The sequence below is a fragment of the Pseudarthrobacter sp. GQ63 genome, from assembly GCF_059758765.1.
The window spans coordinates 62,126-79,733 of sequence record NZ_JCAXEF010000001.1; the positions used below are offsets into that span (position 1 = coordinate 62,126).

Annotated in this window: 15 protein-coding genes; 7 read left to right on the top strand and 8 right to left on the bottom strand. The window is 61.8% G+C overall.

The window, feature by feature from the left end; translation table 11 throughout:
* Nucleotides 1-147 precede the first annotated feature (147 nt).
* The 3 genes from AC6CHP_RS00335 to AC6CHP_RS00345 all read left to right on the top strand — a co-directional run bounded on the left by AC6CHP_RS00335 (nt 148) and on the right by AC6CHP_RS00345 (nt 5,031).
* Nucleotides 148-1,281: a glycosyltransferase family 4 protein gene (locus AC6CHP_RS00335; protein ID WP_498227679.1), complete on the top strand. Its 1,134-nt coding sequence runs from the start codon at nt 148-150 to the stop codon at nt 1,279-1,281.
* A 497-nt stretch (nt 1,282-1,778) separates the two neighbouring features.
* Complete coding sequence (gene galE, locus AC6CHP_RS00340) at nt 1,779-2,789, top strand: UDP-glucose 4-epimerase GalE (RefSeq protein ID WP_498227680.1); 1,011 nt, start codon at nt 1,779-1,781, stop codon at nt 2,787-2,789.
* Nucleotides 2,790-3,678: 889 nt separating this feature from the next.
* On the top strand, nt 3,679-5,031 hold the full coding sequence (locus AC6CHP_RS00345; protein ID WP_498227682.1) for a MinD/ParA family ATP-binding protein: 1,353 nt from the start codon (nt 3,679-3,681) through the stop codon (nt 5,029-5,031).
* Between the two features lie 413 nt (nt 5,032-5,444).
* Here the strand turns inward: AC6CHP_RS00345 and AC6CHP_RS00350 are convergent, their stop codons facing one another.
* Together AC6CHP_RS00350 and AC6CHP_RS00355 are read right to left on the bottom strand one after the other, a co-directional pair.
* Nucleotides 5,445-5,909, bottom strand: a complete 465-nt coding sequence (locus tag AC6CHP_RS00350) for an Lrp/AsnC family transcriptional regulator (protein ID WP_251423172.1) — start codon at nt 5,907-5,909, stop codon at nt 5,445-5,447.
* Between the two features lie 125 nt (nt 5,910-6,034).
* Nucleotides 6,035-6,265 carry a hypothetical protein gene (locus AC6CHP_RS00355; RefSeq protein WP_498227684.1) on the bottom strand — a complete coding sequence of 77 codons (231 nt, stop codon included), beginning with the start codon at nt 6,263-6,265 and terminating at the stop codon, nt 6,035-6,037.
* A gap of 292 nt (nt 6,266-6,557) precedes the next feature.
* Between AC6CHP_RS00355 and AC6CHP_RS00360 the strand changes: the two genes are divergently transcribed.
* A complete protein-coding gene (locus tag AC6CHP_RS00360; protein WP_498227686.1) occupies nt 6,558-6,842 on the top strand; it encodes a hypothetical protein in 285 nt (94 codons plus the stop codon).
* 83 nt (nt 6,843-6,925) lie between these two features.
* Here the strand turns inward: AC6CHP_RS00360 and AC6CHP_RS00365 are convergent, their stop codons facing one another.
* Together AC6CHP_RS00365 and AC6CHP_RS00370 are read right to left on the bottom strand one after the other, a co-directional pair.
* A complete protein-coding gene (locus tag AC6CHP_RS00365; protein WP_498227688.1) occupies nt 6,926-7,156 on the bottom strand; it encodes a hypothetical protein in 231 nt (76 codons plus the stop codon).
* Nucleotides 7,157-7,372: 216 nt separating this feature from the next.
* Nucleotides 7,373-7,843: an Hpt domain-containing protein gene (locus tag AC6CHP_RS00370; protein ID WP_498227689.1), complete on the bottom strand. Its 471-nt coding sequence runs from the start codon at nt 7,841-7,843 to the stop codon at nt 7,373-7,375.
* Nucleotides 7,844-8,256: 413 nt separating this feature from the next.
* On the opposite strand from AC6CHP_RS00370, the gene AC6CHP_RS00375 reads away from it, so the two are divergent.
* Nucleotides 8,257-9,516 carry a DUF4832 domain-containing protein gene (locus AC6CHP_RS00375; RefSeq protein ID WP_498227691.1) on the top strand — a complete coding sequence of 420 codons (1,260 nt, stop codon included), beginning with the start codon at nt 8,257-8,259 and terminating at the stop codon, nt 9,514-9,516.
* A 40-nt stretch (nt 9,517-9,556) separates the two neighbouring features.
* Here the strand turns inward: AC6CHP_RS00375 and galE (AC6CHP_RS00380) are convergent, their stop codons facing one another.
* The 4 genes from galE (AC6CHP_RS00380) to AC6CHP_RS00395 all read right to left on the bottom strand — a co-directional run bounded on the left by galE (AC6CHP_RS00380) (nt 9,557) and on the right by AC6CHP_RS00395 (nt 14,851).
* On the bottom strand, nt 9,557-10,585 hold the full coding sequence (galE, locus tag AC6CHP_RS00380; protein WP_377194191.1) for a UDP-glucose 4-epimerase GalE: 1,029 nt from the start codon (nt 10,583-10,585) through the stop codon (nt 9,557-9,559).
* Nucleotides 10,581-11,663: a putative glycoside hydrolase gene (locus tag AC6CHP_RS00385; RefSeq protein ID WP_498227693.1), complete on the bottom strand. Its 1,083-nt coding sequence runs from the start codon at nt 11,661-11,663 to the stop codon at nt 10,581-10,583. The genes galE (AC6CHP_RS00380) and AC6CHP_RS00385 overlap by 5 nt, the downstream gene beginning before the upstream one ends.
* Entirely contained in the window at nt 11,660-13,369 is a 1,710-nt protein-coding gene (pelF, locus tag AC6CHP_RS00390; protein ID WP_498227695.1) for a GT4 family glycosyltransferase PelF, read from the bottom strand. Before pelF ends, AC6CHP_RS00385 begins: the two co-directional genes overlap by 4 nt.
* Before the next feature lie 66 nt (nt 13,370-13,435).
* Nucleotides 13,436-14,851, bottom strand: coding sequence for a hypothetical protein (locus AC6CHP_RS00395; RefSeq protein WP_498227697.1), 1,416 nt, complete (start codon nt 14,849-14,851; stop codon nt 13,436-13,438).
* A 770-nt stretch (nt 14,852-15,621) separates the two neighbouring features.
* Here AC6CHP_RS00395 and galU point away from each other — a divergent pair.
* The gene (galU, locus tag AC6CHP_RS00400; protein WP_498227699.1) at nt 15,622-16,515 is read left to right on the top strand and encodes a UTP--glucose-1-phosphate uridylyltransferase GalU; all 894 of its coding nucleotides are present in this window, start codon (nt 15,622-15,624) and stop codon (nt 16,513-16,515) included.
* Nucleotides 16,516-16,683: 168 nt separating this feature from the next.
* Nucleotides 16,684-17,457 (top strand): response regulator transcription factor, encoded by a 774-nt coding sequence (locus AC6CHP_RS00405; RefSeq protein ID WP_498227701.1) that lies wholly within the window; start codon nt 16,684-16,686, stop codon nt 17,455-17,457.
* Nucleotides 17,458-17,608: the final 151 nt, after the last annotated feature.

A 17,608-nucleotide genomic window follows, 5' to 3' on the forward strand; every position in this document is an offset into this window, starting at 1 on the left:
CCTAGTGACTGCCGGACGCGTACTCCGCCAACGTCAAGTATTCATGAGCGCCTCGAGGGGCCCGCGTTCGTATGGGCCAGAACGCAGACCTATGATTGGGACATGGGGACGACTAGTGCTGCAGATGACCGGGACAACTTATACCGCGTGGCTATCGTCCACAGCTTCTACTCTTCCGGAGTGCCAAGTGGGGAGAACGTGGTTGTCCAACAGCAGGCAGATGCACTACGACGAGCTGGTTATGCCGTAGAGGTTTTCGCCCAGCATACGGACGAAAGGGAGCGGAGTATGCTCTACCCATTAGAGGCAGCATTGACTGTGGCCACGGGTAAAGGTCCAAGTCCCCAATGCCTTACGAATTTCAATCCCGACATCATCCATGTGCACAACCTGTTTCCGAACTACGGCAAACAGTGGCTTAGGAAGTCGGTCGCCCCGGTCGTCTCGTCTCTACACAACTACAGGCCGATGTGCGCTGCTGGGACGTTCTATCGTGATGGCAAGCTCTGCACTGATTGCGCTGATAGGAAGTCTTCCTTGCCAGCCGTTCAGCGTGGCTGCTACAAGGGTCGGGTGGCGTCCATTCCGGTCGCGTTAGGGCAGAAGTTTGAGCGCGATCCATTCTTTACTGAGGCCTCCGCAGTAGTGGCTCTCAGTAGCCAAATGAGGTCGACCTATGCGTCCTACGGCGTCCCTTCTGAGAAGCTTTACGTGCTTCCGCACTTCCTGCCCGACGCGCTGGATGGCGGCGCTGGATGTGGCGGTGATTACTGGCTGTATGGAGGCAGGCTTTCTCACGAAAAAGGCATCCTGCCTCTGGTTGAAGAGTGGCCGTCAAAGCGCCCGCTCCTGATTGCCGGACAAGGCGAACTTGAAGATGAGGTTCGCGCCGCCGCTAGAGGCAAGAACGTCAAGATGCTCGGTGCCGTAACGCGTGACCATCTGATGGATCTGATGCGGGGCGCTGTGGGAGTCGTTTTCCCGTCGCGGTGGTTGGAGGGCTTCGGTCTTGTATACATGGAGGCGCTCGCCGCCGGTACGCCGGTTCTTGCCTGGGAGCCGTCTGTCGTGGCGTCCTTCATAAGGGAGGATGACACGGGGGCGGTGGTCCACGGTGCACTCGCAGACGCCCTCGAGTCAGCAGCTACGTCGTTTCCGTCGATGCGCTCCCACTGCCGGAAGGTCTTCGAGCGTAGATACCGTGAAACGCCTTGGGTGAACGGAATTCGCAGTGTATACGACAGCGCCTATGAACTAAAGCAGTCGGGATCCCCGTTGTAGCCGCTAGACGTCATGCAGCAACTTCGCTGGAGGCTCCACCTCCTCGTGACTGGCTCCGGTCTATCCCGCTATACGCCGCTATGAGGTCAGCGTCATTGGGCTGGCAAACGCCGCACGTCAACTCCGTGGTCATTTTTCATGTTGCCAGACGTGCTGCACTGGTCACGCCACTGCAAGTCAGCTCGCGGCTGAAGCGCTGCTGAAGAGTGGTGCCTACCACCGGAGGACGGCCACGATGAAGACCGTTAGTGCGGCGGCAGTAACGTCAAGCGTGTCGGCGGAACCAATGAGGTGCGACACGACGAAATACTGGCTGCCGGCCCCTCGACGCATGGGCGCGGCTAACCGAGGTCGGCGAGGTCAGACAAGCCTTTCGTTGCCGGCTGCGTTGTTGTTCCGCTCCCCGATAGTTTCGGATTACTAGCCTTATTGCTTCTATTGTGAGCTGGACGGACGAAGGTGAAACCCGCCGGAACGCCCGCCCTTATACTTATCGCGTGAAAGTATTGGTTACCGGCGGAGCCGGATACATTGGGTCGCACACATCGCTTTGCCTTTTGGAAGAGGGACACGATGTCGTAGTGCTCGACAATCTCAGTAATTCAAAATCCGAATCGTTGCGACGCGTAGAGCGGTTAACAGGGAAGCAGGTCGACCTACGCGAGGTCGACCTGCTCGATGCCCTTGCCGTTGACCAGATATTTGCGCAAATCAAATTCGATGCCGTTGTTCACTTCGCTGGTCTGAAGTCGGTTAGTGAATCTGTGGGAAAGCCGCTTCTGTACTATCAGAACAACGTTGTTGGAACCCTAAACCTCCTGCAAAGCATGGAAAATGCGGCCGTGCGTAGGTTGGTATTCAGCTCCTCGGCCACTGTTTACGGCGCGTCCGAAAATGTTCCACTAAATGAAAAGACGCCCTTGGACGCCGCAAACCCCTACGGCCGAACCAAGGAACAGATCGAGGACATACTTTCTGACTTGGGCGCTGCTCAATCGAGCTGGTCGATTGCTTTGCTCCGGTACTTCAATCCGGTAGGGGCACACGAATCGGGTCTCATTGGAGAGGACCCACAGGGAGTCCCCAACAATTTACTGCCGTTTGTCGCTCAAGTCGCGGTCGGGCGCCGTGAGAAGGTGCTCGTATATGGTAATGATTACCCAACGGCCGACGGCACCGGGGTGCGGGATTACATTCACGTTATGGACCTTGCCGCCGGGCACCTTGCCGCGCTTTCTTATCTCCAAGACAAAGCTGGCGTCTTTCGCTGGAACCTGGGAACAGGGCGCGGATCTTCTGTATTGGAAGTCATAGATGCCTTCGGACGGGCCGCCGGATTTGCCGTGCCCTACGAGTTTGCACCAAGAAGGCCCGGCGACGCGGCTGTGAGTTATGCGGATCCGTCGGCGGCGCTGGCAGACCTTGGATGGTCAGCCCGGAAAAACTTGACCCAGATGTGTGAGGACCATTGGAGGTGGCAGAGCAGCAACCCCCAAGGCTTCAGCTAAATGCTTGTGGACTCTAGATGCTCGTCAAAAAGGGGTAGATCCCCGGTATCGATACCGATATCACAATTACCTCAATGGTCAGGAGGACTTCGTGTCCTAAGTAGCCATGCCCACGCCGACCGACACGATCGTCTTCTTTTTGTTGCCTGTGCCCTGGCTGTTCCCGGTGTCCGAGGGCGGCATACGCACATCGGGGGCGAGGCGCTATCTGTGATCGTAGGGAGCATCCACTCTGTAACAAACTTAGTGACTTGAGAAAACCTTGAGGCTGTGTTCTTTCCCTATGTGACATAAATAATTACTCTGACCCGTACCGCGTTCGGTACTTTCGCGGAGAGCTACGGAAGCGGAATATGAGGGTACTTTCATATTTTATGGTGTCCACTCTGTTAGCTGCTGCGGCGGCCGTGGTGCCAATGTCTCTGCGCCGGTAATCTCGCCAGACTCAGATCTGCAGCTGACATGACTTGTCAATCGACGCACCACGTGATTAGGTCGTGGTCGATGGGGACCACCGTGATCGATGGAGGCTGTTTTGGCTATACCCGAGTTCGCCCTTGCGCTCACCGCGCTGTTGGGCAGCCTGCTGGTACCCTACTTTTTCTTTTACCAGAGGCTGCGGCTCAAGCGACGCGCTGCGCGGCGTAGCGTTGCCCCCGCTGGACAGGATTGCCGCCGCTAGCCATGCCGTATGTAGACATCAATCCACACAAAGGCCGTCCGAAGTGGCAGGGCTACACCGCCTTGGTTGTTCTGCTGATCCTTACCATAGCTGTGGTGGCCGCCGCACTCACCCGCATCTGACCCGTCGAAGCTGCCACAACCCCTAGACTTACAGTTTGAACTAGTGCAGCACCGAAGTTTTGCCGAAAAGTCCTGGGGGACAGCTATGCCCGATCCGGCTGATCAGAATGCACGCGCCAACGCAGAGGATGCAGAGCAGCCGCGCCGACGCCGCGACCTTCGTCGCGACGATGGGGAGCTGTCGGATGTCCGGGCAGGAACCATGCCAGCCGTAACACCTAGCTCTTCTGGTCAGCCCGACGCTGGCCGGGTTCCAACCCGCAGGACTTCGTGGGCGGAGGCGGCAGCTGCAGCGGACGCTGCAAAGCCTGCCTCTCACACCCCGCCGCCTACCCATTCCCCGGCTTTCTCAGCGGTCCCGGAGCAGCCAGCCACGGACGACGCCATCATCTCCGTCTCAAGAGCGCGTGCCCTGGAAGCCGAGCTGTCGCCATTGGGTGCTTCCACTGAGACTCCCGCCTTCCGTCGCACGCGGCCAACAGTGGCAGACACGATCGCTGAGAACCCCATGCCAGACTTCGTCAGTTCTCCGGGTCTGTTCGTGAAAGAACAAAAACCGCGTCCCAGAGGCGGTCTCCGAGGTGCGATCTACAGCATGACGGGCGGCGCCTGGAACCTGGGCCCAAGTCCGAAGCAGCGCCAGGAGGAAGAACTGGGCCGCCGCATTTCTCGCCAGCTGCAAGGCAGTTACAACACTGCAGTTCTCAGCCTCAAAGGCGGCATCGGTAAGACTTCTACGACGGTGGGTGTAGGGCTGACACTCGCTGAGTACCGCGGGGACGCTCCATGCGCTATCGACGCAAACCCTGACTCTGGGGACCTGGTGGAGCGCGCACTGGGGGAGGGTATCTACCAGCAGTCCAGCCCGCGCACCATTTCGGATTTGCTGGAAAACATCGAGTCCATCGACTCGCTGACCTCCTTGTCTAGGTATATGCACCACGCCGGCCGGCTTCATCTGATTGCGGGGGAGCAGGACCCTGAGGTCTCGGACTCGCTCACTGCCGAGGAGTATCTGCGAATCCGCAAGCTGATCTCCGCCTACTACTCCGTAGCCCTGACCGACTGCGGCACCGGAGTGACGCATAATGCCATGAGCGGGATCCTGCAGTCCGCGGACAACCTGGTCATCGCAGCGGGCTATGCGGTGAGCGGTGCCAAGCGCGCTCGGAGCACCCTGCAGTGGCTTGCCAGCCACGGGTATGACGACCTGGCGCGGAATGCGGTTGTGGTGATCACCGACAAGGATGAGGTTTCATCGCGCGTGGACAAGGACGCCATCGAGGAATACCTGGCCGGCATCTGCCGGGAACTCATTGCTGTCCCGCACGACCGCGGGGTGGCCGATGGAGACCTGGTGACCCTGGATGTGCTCAAGCCTGAGACGCGCCGCGCCTACAAAGAAATCGCCGCAGCGATTGTGGACGGTTACCGCTAAAGTTGCTGGCCTGCAGGCAGAGCCTTGGGAATGCCGTAGAGAAATGGCTACGCGGAGCTGCGTAAGTGCCTTGCGGTAGGTATAGGAAGCCCCGGAATACAGGTACCGCATACTGGTCAACGGGCAGAGCTGCGAGCGTAACCTGCAGGAATGTTGCGAACAGTGATTCGAGTCTTGGGGCTGGGGCCAAAATGTCGGTTCTGCGGATTGTCGTTGCGGCGGAATCCTCCGCCCGTGTTTTGTTCACGTGCTTGCCTGGAAAGCTGGCAGTACAGGGAAGCCCACTTCCCGGAGGGGCTGAAGGTCCCGAGCTACCGTGAGCTGTACCGGATGGCTGCCAAGCAAGCTACGGGAAAGGTCTCGCGCTAGTTCTGTTGCCTGCGCTGCTTTTCCACCGGGTACCGGTAACGGACCTACCGTGTATCCAGGTCCTCGAACACCAGGAACGTCTGGGTGTCCAGCACGCCGGGCATGGACTGCAGCTGGTCGAAGATGACCCGGCGCAGGTCGATGTTGTCCACGGCGCGGACCAGCAGGATCACGTCGAAGTCGCCGCCCACCAGGGCTACGTGGTGCACCTCGGGGATGGCGCCGAGCTGGTCGCGCAGTTCGCGCCAGGCGTCCTGCTTCAGCTTCAGGGTCACGTAGGCGGACGAGCGCAGACCTGCCTTGATGGGGTCCACCAGTGCCGTGAACCTGGACAGCACGCCCTCACCCGTGAGCCGGGCGATCCGGGTATAGGCGTGCGCCCGCGAAATATGCACGTTCTCCGCCACCTGCGTGACGGACATGCGGCCGTCCCTGGTCAGCTCCGCAATGATCCTGCGGTCAATCTCGTCCAGCGGGACAGGTTCCGTCCCGGCATCCCTGGCTGCCACTGCGCCCACGGCCCCCGTCAGTAATCTGCCTCACACGTACAATTCGTCTTCCAGTGTAGGCAGAACCGCGCAGCATCGTTGCAGTTCTAGGGGATGACGGATACGAAATCCCGCCACAACCGACGTTAGGGGGAGGTCTGGGTGTTGGCCTCCGGAAGCCGAGAGGCGGTGCGGATGAAGTCGCAGTCGCTGGAGGAAAGACTGATTTCACCGTGCCTGTCCTGCTCCAGCTCGGTGCCGGTGGCCTTGGCAATCGACGCCACCACGGTCCGGGGAAGGATCCTGCACTCGGGATTGTCCACCAGCCACTGACGCGTTCCAGGCTCAAGCCGGTCCCACAACTTCTCAATGTTCATGACAGACGCCCCCACCTTTGAAATTTCGTTGTGTTTGGAAAACCGCGGTGCCCGCTGCGGCCAGGAAGCCGCAGGACTGCATGTGTCCCCTCCGTGCCCTGCGCGTCCTCCGAATTTGGTGCCCGCGCAAGGAAGGGGACAAGGGTCTTTCGGCGCGGGTGCCACCCTAGTCACGCCAGAAACGCCGCGGAGATACTATGTGGGCGTGGCGGCTGCGGACGCGGGGCCGCCGGAAGGGGGTGTCCGGAGCATGAGGGGTAGGCGGCGCCGGGAAGGCGGTCCTCTGCGGCCGATGCTGACCGCATGGGCCCGGAGCCACCGGAAGGCGCTCGGCCTGGCGGGGGCTGTCGCGGCAGCCGGCATGGCCGTGGTGTGGACTGTCATCGTGCCGGACAAGGCCGCGCAGACCTCCGGAGTGCAGGAACTCGCCATCCGCTGGGGTCATCCGGCCTGCTGGGCACTCCTTGCCGTCGTGGGCGTCCTGATTGCGCTGGATGCACCCAAGCGGACCCGTGACGGCGTCGCGATCGCGGCTGTTGCGTGCTACGCAGCCTTCCTCGCGGGAACGCTGCTCTAGCAGCGGGACGAGACTCTGGCGTACAGAACGCAGGCCCAGCACCGTGTCCTTACCACTGATGCTTAGGCTGACTTGGGCCGGGGTTACGGGGACTTGTGGCTGGTGGCGTCCTGAAGCTGCGAGGCGGTGCGGATGAACTCGCAGTCGCTGGGGGAGAGGACGGTTTCACCGTGCCTATCCTGCTCCAGCTCTTCGCCCGTGGCCTTCGCGATAGCGGCCACCACGGTCCGGGGAAGAATCCTGCAGCCGGGATTGTCCACCAGCCATTGCCGCGTTCCAGGCTCAAGCCGGTCCCACAACTTGTCAATGCCCATCACTGATACCCCCACTCGTTGTTATTTTCCCTGTTGACGAATTCGCGCCCCGCCCCGCTGAAAGGAGGCTTCCGATCACCGGCCGGTAGCCGTTTTTGCCTATCGTCTTCACCGAGTGTGGCCCCACCGCAGGAAGGGGTCAAGGAGTTTTCGAAACGTACAGACTATACCGGCATCCGTCTCGGAAGGGCATCGTTAAACGGCCAATACGGTGGTTTATCTCAGGTTCACCGATCCTGCTCGGGCCCATTGATCAAGGATGTGCACCGTCTGGCTGCCACACCGGGCAATGGGACTCAAGAATGCCGCTGCCAGCTTCGGCAGCGCCATCATGTCTGAGCGCGAAGCCTTACCGCGCACTTCCGTTTCCAGATCCATGGCCAGGCCGGCCAGCCGCTCTGCGCCCACCATCTGGCTGGACGTTTTCAGGCTTAACACTGCATCCACTGCTGCTTCCAGGTCTCCGGTGGTCAGCGCCAGCCGCAGCCGTTCGATCCTGCCCGGGAGGCACGTGATGAAGTTGGCGACAAAAACCTTCGTGTACCCCTCGCCGTCGTCGTCCAGTTCTTTTCCCAGCCGGTCGAGGACTGACCGGTCCACGAGCCAGGCGGCGTCCGCAGGGCGGGCCGCGACGTCACTGTTCGCTGGGGCTCCCCGCTCATCCTGCCGGGTTTGGTGATGGCTCATAATTCCTTCCTTGGGCCGGGACTGATCCGTGCCCCGACATTCTGAAAAAAGATGTGGGCTTTCCTGAGGACAATCCCGTTTCAAGCCTTATGATCAGTCCCACGTGCTGAGGTTGCAGTGCCGCCAGGGGTGGTGGCGTGGTACGTCCTGGTCTCACCGGTGTTTGTCACTGCTTGGTCTCATTGGTGCTTGGCACCGTGTCTCAGGGGGAAGTGCAATTGAATACATTGAGGTATTGCCTGCTGGGGAGCAAGCGACGCGGACGGCTTTTTACTGCCGCCTTTGTCTCCTGCTTTGTCGCGGTGCTGTTGCTGATAGTCCCGTCCGCGTCCACCATTCCCGCAGCGGAAGCCGCGGACCCCCCGGGGGAGTGGGTTTCCCTGGCGGCTGGTCCTGTTCCAGCGAGTAATCCCTTGGCGGGTTTCGTTCCGTTCGCGGGCAGCTATACCGGGGTGCCGCACTCCATGGAATGGTTCTACGTGCCGGTCAGTTCGGTGGTGACCGGCCCGGGCACGTACAACTGGGCAAGTTTTGAAGCGCAGCTGAACGCCATTGCCGCGAGGGGCCACCAGGCGGTCTTCAGGTTCTACCTGGACTATCCGGGGAAGCCCTCCGGCGTCCCCGCATACCTCCTGAATTCCGGCCTCGCCACCCATGCCTACTGGGACCACGGCAATGGCGGGATCAGCGTCTCCCCGAACTACGACGACCCCCGCCTTCTGGACGCCATGGATGGGTTCATCGCCGCGCTGGGGTCCCGCTACAACGGCGATCCGCGGATCGGGTTCATCCAGATGGGCCTCCTGGGCTTCTGGGGCGAATGGCATACCTACCCTCATGACGGGTGGGCGTCCGCCGAGAACTGGCTCGCATCGCCGGCCTCCCAGCAGCGCGTGTTGCAGGCCTACACGAAGGCCTTCACCAAAACCAAGCTCCAGGTCAGGTACCCGGACGCCGCCAACAGCAACCTGAACGTGGGCTACCACGACGACTCCTTCGCCGTGAGCACATTGGCGGGGACCGGGTGGCATTTCATGGACAAAATGGCGCAGGCCGGCGCCACCCAGAAATGGCTCACCCAGCCAGTGGGCGGAGAACTCAGGCCCGAAATCCAGCACTGCATTTTTGACGCTCCCATGCTCTGCCCCGTGGTGGAAAGCGGTGCCGACAACAAATTCACCGACAGCGTGCAAGCCACCCACGCCTCCTGGCTCCTGAACCAGCACGGCTTCAGCCCCGGATACACGGGACAGGCGCTCAGCAACGCCACCGCGGCCGCCCAGTCCCTGGGCTACCGGTTCCACGCGACCTCCTTCGCCGTCACCCGCGGAACCGTGGCCGGGCAGAGCGACGTCAGTGTGATGGTCAGCAACGTGGGGGTGGCTCCTTTCTATTACGACTGGCCTATACAGATCGCCGCTGTGGACAGCGCAGGAAACATGGTCCGGACATGGGGAACGTCGTGGAAGCTCACCGCCGTGAAGCCCGGGATGTCGGTCCAGTGGAAGTCCCCTGTGAGCGTCAGCGGGCTGGCCCCCGGCACCTACACCCTCGTGGTGCGCGCCGTTAACCCGCTCGCAAACGGCGTGCCACTGCGCTTCGCCAACGCATCCCAGGACCAGACCAAACCGGGATGGCTGACCTTGGGGCGCAAGTACCTCCCTGCTCCCTGAAGGCCCGACGGCGGAACTCGCCGGCCGCCGTCGGGCCCCCTCATGCAGGTTGTGGGCTGGCCCGGTACCCGTCGGGGTTGTGCTCCTGCCAGCGCCACGCGTCTGCACACATGGTCTCCAACGTCTCTGACGCCGTCCAGCCCAGATCGCGGAGGGCGCTGGACGGATCGGCCAGACTGACAGGTGCATCTCCCGGGCGCCGTTCCACGATCTCGTAGGGGATCGTGGTGCCCGATGCAGTTTCAAAAGCATGGATGATGTCCAGGACTGAGTAGCCCTGGCCGGTCCCCAGGTTCCACGTGTGCAGCCCCTGGTGCTCGGCCAGGTAGTTCAGCGCCGCGGCATGGCCTGCGGCCAGGTCCATGACATGGATGTAGTCGCGGACCCCTGTTCCATCAGGCGTGGGGTAGTCGTTGCCGAAAACACTGACTTTGTCCCTGCGGCCCACGGCTACCTGGGTCACGAAAGGGAAGAGATTGTTGGGCGGACCCTGCGGGTCTTCCCCGATGAGCCCGGAGGGGTGGGCACCCACAGGGTTGAAGTAGCGCAGGAGTGCTATCCGCCACCGCCCGTCAGCGGCCTGGAGGTCCGTCAGGATCTCCTCGATGTGCTGTTTGGTCCGGCCGTAGGGGTTCGTTGCGCGAAGCGGAAGGTCTTCCCTCAAAGGCATGTCAGGGTTCGCTCCATAGACCGTGGCCGATGAGCTGAACACCAGGTTCCTGACGCCATGGGCGTCCATGGTCTCCAGGAGGTTCAGTGTTCCGCTGACGTTGTTGCGGAAGTAGCGCAGGGGCTGGCTGACGGATTCTCCGACGGCCTTGTAGCCGGCAAAGTGGATCACCGCCTCAATATCCCCCTGGCTGAAGATCTTCCCCAGGCAGGAGGGATCGGCGATGTCCCCTTCGACAAAGGAGACGTCCCGTCCGGTGAGTTTCTCCACCCGCAGCAGTGACTCGGAGAGGGAGTTGCTGAGGTTGTCAATGACCGTGATGTCGTGGCCGGCCTCGAGCAATCCGAGGATTGTGTGGGATCCGATGTACCCGCAGCCGCCGGTGATGAGTATCTTAATGGTTCTGCCCTCGCTGATAGATGACGCCCCGTTGTGCGGGCAGGACCAGGGATGATGGGGCCGGGTTTCCTGCTGCGTCCACCAGGCCGGACGGCACCCTGATCCGGCGCCTGCGGCGGCCGTCGTTGTTGAAGTTCACAGCAGCCCATCCGTCGCTGAACTCCCTGGACCAGACGTGGTGGCGGCCCTTCGGATGCTCCTTGGGCTTGCCCAGCGCCCAATCGAGTGCGGGGATGTGCTGCGTGCGGCTGTAGTCGTCGTGCGCGGTGGCCGAGAAGGAACCCCGGCCGCCGCTGAAAATCCAGAAAGCCGCCAGCCCGTACGTGAAGTTGGGATGGTTGTCATTCCCGTCGGTGGGTACGCGCAGGATGGACAGCCCCGGGCCTTCCGCCTGGGGAAGCTGTGCCTCGGCAGTGTGGGGATCGAAAAGGTTCTCCGGCCCGTAGCCCAGCCAGACTTCCTCGAACCCGCCCCCGTATGCTGCGTGGGAGGCCCAGCGGCCGGGGAGCCGCCGTGATTCGGCGATGTTGGGCACCAGGATCTTGTGAACGCGGTTCAGGGACTGGCCGGCGGCGTGCACCAGGAGGTCAAGGCCGCCCCGCAGGTCAGCCATCGAGGAAGCTTCCCGAATGGGCAGGTTCAGCTGGTAGTAGTCCTCGAACACGTCGTTGTCAGCCATCACACCGTCAAAGGGCGAGTCCGCCAGTTCCGCAGTGACATTCTGGACCCAGCGTGCACGGTACCCGGGGTCCTGCACGTTCATCTGCCAGTGCCCGCCGTAGCCGTTCCACTCAATGCGGGAACCGTCCAGCCGGGTGGCGAACCAGTTTCCGCCCTGGTCCTCCGCTTCCTTGTATGACACCCCTGAGCTGTAGACCGGCCCGGGCTCATAATCCCGGGTTGAGGACAGGCACTTGTAGCAAAGGACTGTCATGTCCGGGCGGCGCCGCTTAAGCTCAGCTGCCGCGTCCAGTTCCCAGGGCTGCAGGATGGCGGCGCGGTAATGATCGGCCGCGAACGCCGTCTGCTCCGGGGTGATTGGATCGCCGTATCGGATCCACGCGCCAACACCGCTCACAGCTCTGCCGGAGCCAGTTCATCTTCTGGGAACTGAACCATGTCCTCGACGATCGGAAGATCGCCCAGGGCACGGTAGATCTGGTTGTACGAGGACATGACCTCGTGCATCTGGAACAGTTCCTGGACCCGCTTGCGGGCGTTGGCAGCATAGGCGGCGTAGGAATCCAGGTTGCCGATGACGGCCTGGATGCCGTCAGCCATCTGTTGAACGTCGCCCGGGGTGACGGTTTCACCGCACGGACCTATGGTCCGTCCGTCCGTAGTGATGAGGTCATCGGCAATCTGCTGCGCCACGCCTCCCACGTCGGAGCCAACAGTGGGTATGCCGGCGGCCATGGCCTCAAGGATGACGATCGGCTGGCCTTCGTTGTAGCTGGGAAGGACCAGGAGGTCGAACTGGTCAAGCATTTCCCGGACGTGGACTGTCCCGTGGATGGTGACGTGGTCGTGGAGGCCCAGGGCGTCGATCTTCGCGAGGCAGGCCTCGAAGTATTCGGGGACGTGCTCGGTGGGACCCAGGACGTCCAGGTGCAGGTTGGGGTACCCGCGGTCCCGCAAGATGTCCATGCTGGACAGCAGATCCAGGAGACCCTTGATGGGGACTACCCGGGCGATGTACACAAGGTGCCAGACGTAGTCCGCACCCTCCTGCTCCATGGTGGCCAGCGCCTGCTGGCGGGCGCGGTACTTGTCGTCGAACTCTTCAATGACCATGCCATTGGGCACCACAACTGACTTGTCGATGTCGGTCCCCAGCCGGGCCGCCTCAGTGATGGCACTCGGGTACAGATAGGTGATGAGCCGTGCGCTGGGGTAGCAGAACCGGCCCATTTCCGTCCACCACGCCATCCACGCACGCTGTTCAGCGGTCACGTCGAACGTCCGGTAGTCGTCTGCGGTGATGGACAGGGCCATGTTGCGGTCCAGCAGGGTGTTGACGGTGTCGCGGACGTAGAGGTTGTGCTCGGTCAGCAGGAATGAGGTGTCATGGTCCCGTGCTGCTGCCGCTCCAAGCAGTGAAGCATAGCCAGTGGTGTGGGCGTGGTAGACGCTGGCGCGGGGCATGGTCTCACCGAGAACGGCGAAGGCAAGGGAGAAGAAGTTGCGCAATGTCCAGAACGAGTTCGCCAAGGAGAGGTCCAGCTGGGGCATGCGCTCCTGCAGGGTCTGCATGAATTCCCTGGACCCGAGCAGGGCCCACAGGGGGTACCGGCGGGTGCGCTCGTTCAGGCCCTCGTCGATCAGTTCCCACAGGCCGTCAACGTCCCCATGTTCGGACAGTGCGTAGAGGGCGTCAAAGAGCCGGTGGGAAAGTTCCTCACGCTGCAGTGGCGTCATGCCCAGGTCTTTGACCGAGACGGCGAGGAAGTCCTGCCGGTGTTCTTCCATGCTGAGGAATACCGTGCGGACCCAACGCACATTGGAGGGCATCCCGTACAGGTCGGTCAGCGGCGCATCCGAATCCCAGGTGATGTGGATGATGCCGTAGCTCAGGTCAGGGTTGTGGGTGACGATGTCATGGACAACCGCGGAGACCCCTCCCTTGAGGTACGGGTAGGTGGACTCCATCACGATGGCTACATCGACGTCGGCGTACACAGGCTTGGGAGCCGCCTCGGTGGGGGCAGCCGTCAACGGTGGCAGGGCCTTTGGTTTCTTGGTCCGGCTTCTTGCGATCGAGTACAAAGTTTTCCCCTTAGGCATTCTGAACATTTAGGCGTATGGCGTTGATGGGGCGAAGAGTCTCCGCCGGGACTGGCAGGCGGCGGGTTACCAGGTGGTGGCGTGGCGCCAGAAGAGCGTGTATTCCGGCTGGCTCCAGTGATGCTTGTAAAGCATCCAGGCCACGGCGATGAGGACGGCGTCCACCGCCCCCAATAGCAGGTAACTTCCGGCTGCACCCGTGAGGGGGCCGAACAGTCCGCCGGCCGCGAACGCGAGGACACAGACCGCCAGGTGGACTCCTCCGAGGATCTGGGGCGTGGACTTTTCGCCGATGAAATCCAACTCGTAGCTCAGCAGGGTCAGGACCATGAATCCCCACGATGCCGCGGCAGCCGCCACCGCCAGCAGTGTGTGCAGGGGATCAACGCCTGCCATGACCAGGGACACTGACAGTGTCAGCAGGGCGGCGATAGCACCGGTGAGCACTACCGATCGGTCCACAACGCGGGTTAGGCGGCGGGAACTGCCCTTGAGCGAGCTGATGGGCGCTTCGGCGATATCCCGGTGCAGGCCGTTGAGAGCCCTGTCCACCGACGGCGCCAGGTGGACGAAGTAGAAGTTGTAGGCAATGACCGCCGGCAGCATGGCAGCGAACACTGCCACCACCTGGAAGTCGCCTTTGGTAACCAGGAACAGGGCGAACTTGTCAGCCCACAGGACTGCGCCCATGAGGAGCCCGCGGACCAGGTCGAGATTGAACACGCGCATGCCCAGGCGTTGGGAGAAGCCCAGATGGCGAAGGCCCGAACGCATGGCCATGAGCTGTGTAACTGTTCCGACCAGGGGCGGAAGCCACCACACGGTAGGAGCGATGAAGAGCGCAGCTGCATAGCCTGACCAGGCGATGGCCCACAGGCCACGGCGGTTTGCAACGTTGGCCAGTACCAGTGACTGGACAAAGAGCAGATGCAGGACACAGAGGACTGCATAATCGAGCATCACCGTGGCGGACCATCCCGACGCCAACCACATGGGCACGGCGAACACTGCGATCAGGGGCAGGGTCTGCACAAAGATCATGGGCCAGAACTGGCAAAACCTCCGCGTAATGTCCTCGGGGTTCCGCTCTGCCATGAGGTCTCCGAGGACCCGGTAGATCGGAAGGCATGCTGCCTGGGCCATCCAGGGCACGGTGATGGAGGAGGCCAGCACCACCAACGTCAGCGGCACCCCATCGACGTCCACGGCAGCCATGGAAGGGCTGACCAATGGGTACACGATGTTCAGCAGGAGTACGGGGGAGAGGTACAGGAGAAGAGCGGCCCCCAGCCGCTCAGGTGCCTGGGCATCCCCGCTGCGGTTCGGCGCGGCAATGCCGGGCCTGACGATCAGGGCCAGGGCCAGCAGGAAGGGCAGCGCAGCTGCTGCAAACACGGGAAGGTCCGCACCGTCGGGAAAGAGCTGAACGACGAGGGGTACAAGAGCCGACAGCACTAGTCCTACGACAATGACCATGGACATCTGACGGGTGTACGAATCGTGCAACAAGGACTTCAAAAGATGTGTTCTTTCCTCTTAGGACAAGCTGGTGCGCTCGGTGGAGCTGGGTTGAGAAGGCCCGGCCAAGCCGCTGAGCGGGTTGCATGCGGGCATGAAGAAGCCCGCCGGTCCCTCTTCGACGATGAGGACGCGGCAGGCGGTGACGGTGCTATTCAGGGCGGAGCTGGGTGGGCGGACGGGTAAGAGGAGTCGACGGCGGACTGGGGGACCAGCCTGGTCTCAAGGGCTGGCTTCCGCCGTCGACTCCGGCTGGTGCCGGCCCCGCGGGGGGCCGAAAGCTAACAACATAATTAGAAACAGGAAATTATTACCAGTACACGAGTAGCGGGTACTCTATTTCTCGCAGCAGCATTACCTGCCTTTCCTGCTACAACCAATTGAACAGGTGAGTTCTCAGAATTTTCCTTCGATTTACGCAAGGCTCCCTCAAATTAAGAGGCTTTCTCAAGATTTCCTCAGAATTGTCATGCTGCGCCTCGTGGGGAGCATCACCCCAGTTCAGGCGCTTGTGAGCAGCATCACCGCACAGATCCAAAGCGTGGAACGGGAAATGATTTGAGCCGAAGCTGTGATTCTGCAACACCATGGGTGACCGATGTCTCAGTGAGGAGGTAATTCACCTGAAGTCATTAGTTGGGTGAATGGAGCATGTTACTGATGTGAACATTGTCAGCTCCTGATAAAGGGTGTTCGATTTCCCATTTTGACGCCCCCGTTTGTAGGGTTCAGCTATGACAACGGGGAAAGCAATAACCAAAGCCGTCATTCCTGCTGCCGGATTGGGGACTCGCTTCCTGCCCGCCACCAAGGCAATGCCGAAGGAAATGTTGCCGGTGGTAGACCGGCCGGCCATCCAGTACGTGGTGGAGGAAGCGGTGAAGTCCGGCCTGACGGATCTGCTGATGATTACGGGGCGGAACAAGCGGTCCTTGGAGGATCACTTTGATCGTGAGCCGGGCCTGGAGCGTGCGCTGGAGCTCAAGGGGGACAAGGACAAGCTGGAGTCCGTGCAGTACGCCTCCGAGCTGGGTCCCATCCACTATGTCCGCCAGGGTGAGGCCAAGGGTCTGGGCCATGCGGTGCTGTGCGCTGCCCAGCACGTGGGGGATGAGCCGTTTGCTGTGCTGCTGGGTGATGACCTCATTGATGAGGCCGAGGATCTGCTGACCACCATGATGGAGGTGCAGCAGAAGACCGGCGGTTCGGTGATCGCCTTGATTGAGGTGGATCCGGCGCAGATCAGCGCGTACGGCTGCGCGGACATCACCGCGGTGGACGGTGAGGATTATGTCCGGGTGAACAGCCTGGTGGAGAAGCCTGCGGTGGGGGATGCGCCGTCCAACCTGGCCGTGATCGGCCGGTACGTGCTGCACCCGGCGGTGTTCGGGATCCTGGAGGAGACCGGGCCGGGCCGTGGCAATGAGATCCAGCTGACGGATGCGCTGCAGACCCTGGCCGCCGGCGAGGGTGAAGGGTCCGGTGTGTACGGTGTGGTGTTCAAGGGCCGCCGCTTCGATACCGGGGACAAGCTCAGCTACCTCAAGGCCGTCATCACCCTCGCGTCAGAGCGGGTGGAGTTCGGTGAGGACCTGAAGACCTGGATGAAGGGCTTCGTCAACAGCTGACGCAGACGAAAACCCAGCCACGCAGCGCACTGCACCGAATGCACAAGGAAGAGTTCAACGTGCGGCCCCGGATTACTGCTGACTTGATGCTCCGGCGGCCCGGGCCGCCGGCAGCAGCAACTTCCATCCAGCTCTCTAACCTGGGGCCCCTCGACAGAGGGAGAAGCGATGGTGGAACGCCGCGTGGCGGTGGTGATCGAGCACGACGGCGGTACGCGGCTGGCGCTGGCTGAGGCTCTCCGGCGGTCCGGCTTCGCCGTTCACTCAGCCGCGTCAGGCGCCGAAGGTCTGGGGAGCGTGGGGGAGCACAACCCGGACATTGTGGTGATTGACAGCGGCCTCCCGGATTTCGATGGCTTTGAAGCGTCCCGGCGCATCAGGACCTTCAGCGACGCCTACGTCATCATGGTGAGCGGCCGGGCAGATGAAGCGGATGCGCTCATGGCATTTGAAGCGGGTGCCGATGACTATCTCACTAAGCCCGTCCGCCCCAGGGAACTCAGGGCACGCGCCAGGGCCATGTTCCGCCGGCCGAGAGGCATCCGTTATGACGGCGCTGGGCATCATTCCAGTCCTGCCCCTTCGGGGACGGGCCGCGCGCAGGTTTTGCCAGTTGACCGTTTCGACTTTGTCCACCGGGGGCTGAACCTGCATGAGGGTACCCGCCGTGTAGTGATTGATGGTGCCCCCGTCGCCCTGACCCGCAGTCAGTTCGACATCCTCCTGGTCCTTATGGAGAACGGACGGACGGTCCAGACCAAGGCTGATCTGGTGAGGCGGCTCCGGAATGAGCCCTACAGCACTGATTCCTTTGTCAGCGCGGGGGAAGAGCGTGCGGTGGAGGTTCAGCTCAGCAGTCTCCGCAAGCGCCTCGGGGACAGCTCAAGGCGGCCCCGGTGGGTCGAAACGGTGCACGGCGTCGGGTACCGCATGACCCCTTAGTTGTCGACGCGAAACGGTTCCCTCCCCGCATCCGTGCCTGCCAATTTGTCCACGTATCCAGTCAGTAATCCAGCTCATATCCCTGCCCCGAACCAGCCCTCAGCCAGCTACTCCTCGCGGGAACGCTGCTCAAACGGCTGACGGGACTTGC